Source organism: Flavobacteriales bacterium (assembly GCA_013001705.1).
Classification (GTDB): domain Bacteria; phylum Bacteroidota; class Bacteroidia; order Flavobacteriales_D; family JABDKJ01; genus JABDLZ01.
The window spans coordinates 1-5,481 of record JABDLZ010000248.1 but is presented as its reverse complement, the minus strand read 5'-3'; the positions used below and the strand labels follow the sequence as shown (position 1 = coordinate 5,481).

The window sequence follows — 5,481 nt, the reverse complement described above, 5'->3', positions numbered from 1 at the left end:
AAATCAAATACTGAAGCAGCATGAAGAACATCAAACAAAGAATCACACTGGACCTTCCAGCGACTGAATGTCATGAGCGATTCATTCAAGATATCGATGACTGGTGGCCTAAGGACTATACCTGGTTCAAAGACCCCAACGCAGAAATGTGCATCGATGTGGATGATTCTGGCAAGTGTATCGAAAAGGATCCTTCTGGAAAAGAGATCACTTGGGGAAGAGTATTGGAGAACGAAAAAGGTAAGGAAATAGAGATGCTCTGGAAGATCGATAGTGAGCGAGAAGAGATACAAAGACCCGAGGCCTCTTCACGCGTGCGCATCACATTCTCACAAGAATCGGATGACTCCACCACCATGGAAGTCACGCATAGCGAATTAGAGAAATCCGGAGAGCAGGCTGAGGACTACCACGCCTTATTGGAATCCGATGATGGCTGGCTGTATCTACTACGCAGTTTCAAGAGTCACTGTCAACGGAGTACCCCACCAGATGGGACAGAGTGATATGGAAGGTATGCAGCTGAAGACCCTGATAGAATCCAGAAGCAAGGAAGCATTTGACCATCTCTATGAGAAATATGCCTCATCTCTCATGGGAATCGCCATGCGTGCTGTCAGTGATAGGGCCACCGCTCAGGAAATAGTTCATGACACCTATCTGAAGATATGGAATAAAAAGAACTTCAATGAATTCGAGCACAGGAGAGCCTTCTCATGTATGGCTGGTATCAGCCAAGAGATCATTTCTGAAAAAAATCGCACTCACGGAATCAATGAATTTTGAGTCAATCAATGAAGAATTATATAAACTCTAAGAACTATGCACAACGCAGATCACATTATAGATAATACGAATAAGAATCGCTTTGAGCTTGACATGAAAGGTCAGCACGTCCTTTTGGACTACAGTAAGAATGATGATGTCTATGAGCTGATCCATATCGAAGTCCCATTCACCCTGAGGGACAATGGAGTCGGTTCTGGATTCCTACATAGCGTGATGGAACACCTCCAGCACAAGGATGCAAAAGTGAAACCCCGATGCCCGTTCACGAAATCCTTTCTCAATGAGAATCCACAATATTCCAACATGGTGGTGGGGAAATCCTGATCCGAACTAGAATCCAAAATAAATCTCGGCCATGAACCTGTTCGATATACACCTAATGAAACTCGTATATCTTCTCAGACTCCAACTGGATGTCGTAGAGGATGAAAAACAGAACATAGATGTCGATCCAGGCATGGCCATCGAGCGGATAGATAGCTGGATAGATGGTATCGTACGCCTAGCTCCGAATATCATCGTTGCGATCCTTGTACTGGTCGCATTTTATTTTTTGGCACGTTTTGCCAAAAGATTCGTCACACGACAGAGCAAGAAACGCGGTCGGGAGAATCTAGGCCAGGTAGCCGGAGGTTTCATACGTTGGATCGTGTTGATCTCCGGATTCGTATTGGCTGCGACTATCGTCATCCCTACCCTGAAGCCTGGAGATATCATAGCCGGTCTGGGTGTGAGTTCAGTGGCTATCGGATTTGCCTTCAAGGATATCCTTCAGAATTGGCTGGCCGGCCTTTTGATCCTGCTCCGGCAACCGTTCGAAGTCGATGACCAGATCGAAGTAAGTGGTCACGAAGGCACGGTCATGCGTATAGAGACTCGTGCCACCATCATCAGGACCTACGATAATCAACGGGTGGTCATCCCAAATAGTGACATCTATACTTCTGCCGTAAAGGTCAAAACAGCCAATGAGATCCGCAGAAGTCAATATGATGTCGGCATTGGCTACGCAGATGATATAGAGAGGGCCAAAGAGGTCATCAAGAAAGCCGTTTCCCAAGTAGAGGGTGTCTCTCAAGAGAAAGATGTCGAAGCACTCGTATGGGGCCTAGATGCCAGTAGGGTGACTTTGAGAGTACGCTGGTGGAGCAAGAGTAGACGAAGCGATGTGGTACACATCAATGATCGGGTGATCACAGCCGTGAAGCATGCCTTGGATGATGCAAGCATAGATATGCCTTATGAGACCCAAGTACATCTCTTCCATGATCAGACCGAAGAGAGTGATGGGGACCGTTCAGCTCAACGGGAAGGTTGGCCAGACGAAGGAGAAGGAACCAGACCGCGCTGGAAAGCAGAAAAGGAAAAACAGGAAAAGCAGCAGAAACCGAATTCCGACTCTGACCGCTCGGATCGTCCGTGATGGTCAAGTAGGACCGATCAATCCAAACGGAAGAGCACACCGAATCTGAAATTGGCATAATCCGTTAAGGATCGATATTCCCCTTCATCCAATCGCAAGACATCCTCAGGTGCATTCCTGTAGCGCGACCGTGTACCAGCAGATTGAGTATAGACCGTACTGAACCATACCCTATCCCGCGAATCCCCATCTCCATGGAGAAGGCCACTCAGATTGACGGAGAATCCCGCTCCCAAACCTGCATTGAATGCCGTGCCATGGGTCTCAGAATGTCCTTCGAAATCTACTTCTTCGATATTTGGGTATTGATCACTGAAGAAGGTGGATATGCCTAGTCGCCCCTCAGCATGGATCTGAAGTAATTCGGATCTGTAAAATGAATGTCTTGCAATGGCGTGGAATGTCCAGAAGCAATCCTCCTCATGGATCACGAATTCCCGGCCTTGCGGATCCACGGCATCGAAGGTCTTCATGGAGTACATGGCCACGCCCAATTCTGCTCCGATGCTCCAGGGAGTTTCTTCTCCCAAGTCATGGAAATAAATGAAGCTGATTCCGGCTGGATCTTGATCGATATTCCGATTGAAATCACCTTGGGCATAGAATTTCGAATAGTTGAATCCGAGGAGCTGAGCTTCACTCGTTGACTGCATCGCTATCAGGATGACAAGGGCTGAAAGAATTCTGAAATAAGACATGACATTGAGTCTGGATGACCCATTGAATATAGGAATTCTCCGTAGAATCTAGAGCAAACACGGCCTCTGAGGGATGCTAGGCTATGATAGGCTCTGTCTCCTCGATCAGTCCGAGGTCATCCTCTGAACGGTTCTTGACGAAGGTCCGCTTCACCCGACTGGAGACCAAGAAGATCGGAATCCAAATGCCGGCAGCCACGGCTGCTTTAGCGACACTCATCACTTCTTCAGAAGACCAAGCCATGCCCGCTAAAGAATTGACGATGGCCAGATCCAAAAAGGGCATCAATAGATTGGCCGCATAGAATATGACGATGAGTATCGGCAAGGACGTACGTCTCTTGAAGAACAGGACCAGCAAGAGCACGATGAAAGAGAGAAGAGCCACATTGTACACGATCTCCCATAGGATGACGGATAGATAGGCATTCTCCAATTTCATATAGCCACTCCAGCTGGTAGCATTGAACAGTCCGAACTCTGTGATGAGCTGATACCCGATACGGAAGAATCCGATAAAGAGTCCCAATAGAGGAAGTATCAACCAGCTACCGATCGTTTGGGGTGTCCCCACAGTCTCTTTACGTGGGTCATAATCCATGTACAGCCGATAGAAGAGATAGGCAAATAGAGCGAAGAGAATGAAGACTCCCACAAAGGCCAACCAGCTGAACTCAAATCCCCCCATACCCGGTAGGTAGGTGAGATAATAGCCGATGTTGCTCATCAGGAGTTTGTTGTCCTCTATGAATCTCCCTACTTCATCTGTTCCAATGTGATCGGTCTCTACCTGATAAGTATACTCCAATGTGAGCATGCGGGAATCCGGATTGTATTGCGAGAGCATCCCCATTGAATAATCCTCTCCACTGAAATCTATTTCACCCGACTCGATAGTCCATTCTTCAGGTAATTTGCAAAGTATGGTATGCGTATAGTCTTTCGGGTAGACAGAGAGGGGCATCGTACGATCTACTTCACGATCATACTCGAGCAGATTTTCCAAACTGAGTGGATAGAGCTCCAAGTAAATGGTGCCATCCACATCTTCGGCCCAGATGGAATCCACTCTATATTTCTCATAGGTGACGAACATGCCCAGACCCTCATAGGTGGACTCTACCACATTCAGCGAATCGAGCACCTGGATATCGGGATAGAGATTGGATGCAAAATCCAGATAGCGCTCCTGCATCAGATCCAGATCGTTGTTATTGAAGATGCGTATCTGATAATCGGCCTCATCTGCGTAGTAAGTGGTGGTGATCTCATAGGTAGCCCCACCTCCTATACCATCGGGAAGGACCACGTCCTTCACCTCTACACGCCCTTCTCTAGAAATGGGAAGGTCTATCAATGCCCCCTCCTCACTCAGCAGCAGCCCTTTCCGATATTCCGGGAAATGGACGAATCCTTCATCACCCGATTGATGGCTCATGGTAGGATCTATATAGGTCCAGCCCGACCCGGGGCGCTTATAGCGCATGACGCAATGGTCGAATTTATAGGGGTTCACCAGACCTTCTTCAAGGATCCTTCCCTTGTAACTGTGGACCAAGATGGGCTCTGCCTCCAAGCCTATGGCTTGAAGCAATGCGCATAGCGTAAGGGACTTGTCCTTGCAGTCACCGAATCGATTCTCCAGTACCTCACGGGGTGCATGAGGGCGATAGGCATTGATTCCCTGCTCAAATCCCAGATAGCGGATATCGTTCTGCACGAAGTGGATGAGTTCTTGGATTTCGTAGGCCGTATCATCATCCACTTCCAATTCTCGCAAGACCCTAGCAGCCGCTTGTCTGTCTTTCTCTTCCAACTGATATTCTTGCGCAATGTACCCGGCCAGTTCTGACCAGCTGGTCGAACTGCTGTATTCCACCATGTGGTGCGACTCGTACCATCCGGGGACATCGCTTTCTCGCTCATAGCCTTCCACTTCAGAGAAATCCCAGATCCGGGCGATCTCATTTCCCCAAGATCTCTCATCAAAGGATTCCGTCATCTCATCGGTGCGCCACTGTAGTCCTATCCCTTCTGGATACTGAATCTTGACGTATTCACGGGCGATAGGGATGGAATAATCAGTATGATATACACCGTAGTATGATCCTGAGAAAAAGGGGTTCTCTCCTTTCATGGTGTAGGAGTAATCCAGAATATCCCCTACTCTGAGATCGGGTAGGTTGACTACAATGGTCTTGCTGCCGTCATAAAGATGACGCTCGAGACTGGTCTCGCGGTCAAGTTGGGTGATGTATGCAGGATCAGAACGGTCCAGGGTGATCCCATCTCGGATGATATTGATACTGTGGATACGCACCGATTGATAGGTGGGATCATAATCGATGGTGATGGGACTCAGAGATTGTATACCATCCAGGCTCAGCAGCTCATAGGTCATGTGCGCATAGAACTCCTCGGTACTGAGTCGTTCTTGCCGATCGAAGAGGATCATATTATAGCCGGTGGTATGATCATCTGTCATACCATACTCGGTCACCTGATGTACATCCACCCAATCGGGCGTGCTGCTGAATCGATAGGATCCTGCTGAAACGGATAGGATGATGG

General features: G+C 48.0%; 6 protein-coding genes. 4 read left to right on the top strand and 2 right to left on the bottom strand.

Going from position 1 to position 5,481, the window contains the following annotated elements; all coding sequences use genetic code 11:
* The first annotated feature begins 20 nt into the window (after positions 1-20).
* The 4 genes from HKN79_10020 (at position 21) to HKN79_10005 (ending at position 2,212) form a co-directional block, all read left to right on the top strand.
* Positions 21-506 (top strand): hypothetical protein, encoded by a 486-nt coding sequence (locus tag HKN79_10020; protein NNC83904.1) that lies wholly within the window; start codon positions 21-23, stop codon positions 504-506.
* Positions 507-516: 10 nt separating this feature from the next.
* Positions 517-786 carry a hypothetical protein gene (locus HKN79_10015; protein NNC83903.1) on the top strand — a complete coding sequence of 90 codons (270 nt, stop codon included), beginning with the start codon at positions 517-519 and terminating at the stop codon, positions 784-786.
* A gap of 93 nt (positions 787-879) precedes the next feature.
* On the top strand, positions 880-1,113 hold the full coding sequence (locus HKN79_10010) for an N-acetyltransferase (protein NNC83902.1): 234 nt from the start codon (positions 880-882) through the stop codon (positions 1,111-1,113).
* Between the two features lie 55 nt (positions 1,114-1,168).
* Positions 1,169-2,212: a mechanosensitive ion channel family protein gene (locus HKN79_10005; protein NNC83901.1), complete on the top strand. Its 1,044-nt coding sequence runs from the start codon at positions 1,169-1,171 to the stop codon at positions 2,210-2,212.
* 17 nt (positions 2,213-2,229) lie between these two features.
* Here HKN79_10005 and HKN79_10000 read toward each other — a convergent pair whose 3' ends face one another.
* Positions 2,230-2,865 (bottom strand): hypothetical protein, encoded by a 636-nt coding sequence (locus tag HKN79_10000; protein ID NNC83900.1) that lies wholly within the window; start codon positions 2,863-2,865, stop codon positions 2,230-2,232.
* A 121-nt stretch (positions 2,866-2,986) separates the two neighbouring features.
* Positions 2,987-5,481, bottom strand: a 2,495-nt coding sequence (locus HKN79_09995) for a DUF3857 domain-containing protein (protein ID NNC83899.1), incomplete at its 5' end; no start/stop codon positions are given.

Bases quoted from the DNA above. Each gene is read 5' to 3' on its own strand.
- HKN79_10000 (NNC83900.1), bottom strand. From the start codon at position 2,865: ATGCAGTCAACGAGTGAAGCTCAGCTCCTCGGATTCAACTATTCGAAA.
- HKN79_10020 (NNC83904.1), top strand. From the start codon at position 21: ATGAAGAACATCAAACAAAGAATCACACTGGACCTTCCAGCGACTGAA.
- HKN79_10015 (NNC83903.1), top strand. From the start codon at position 517: ATGCAGCTGAAGACCCTGATAGAATCCAGAAGCAAGGAAGCATTTGAC.
- HKN79_10010 (NNC83902.1), top strand. From the start codon at position 880: ATGAAAGGTCAGCACGTCCTTTTGGACTACAGTAAGAATGATGATGTC.
- HKN79_10005 (NNC83901.1), top strand. From the start codon at position 1,169: ATGAAACTCGTATATCTTCTCAGACTCCAACTGGATGTCGTAGAGGAT.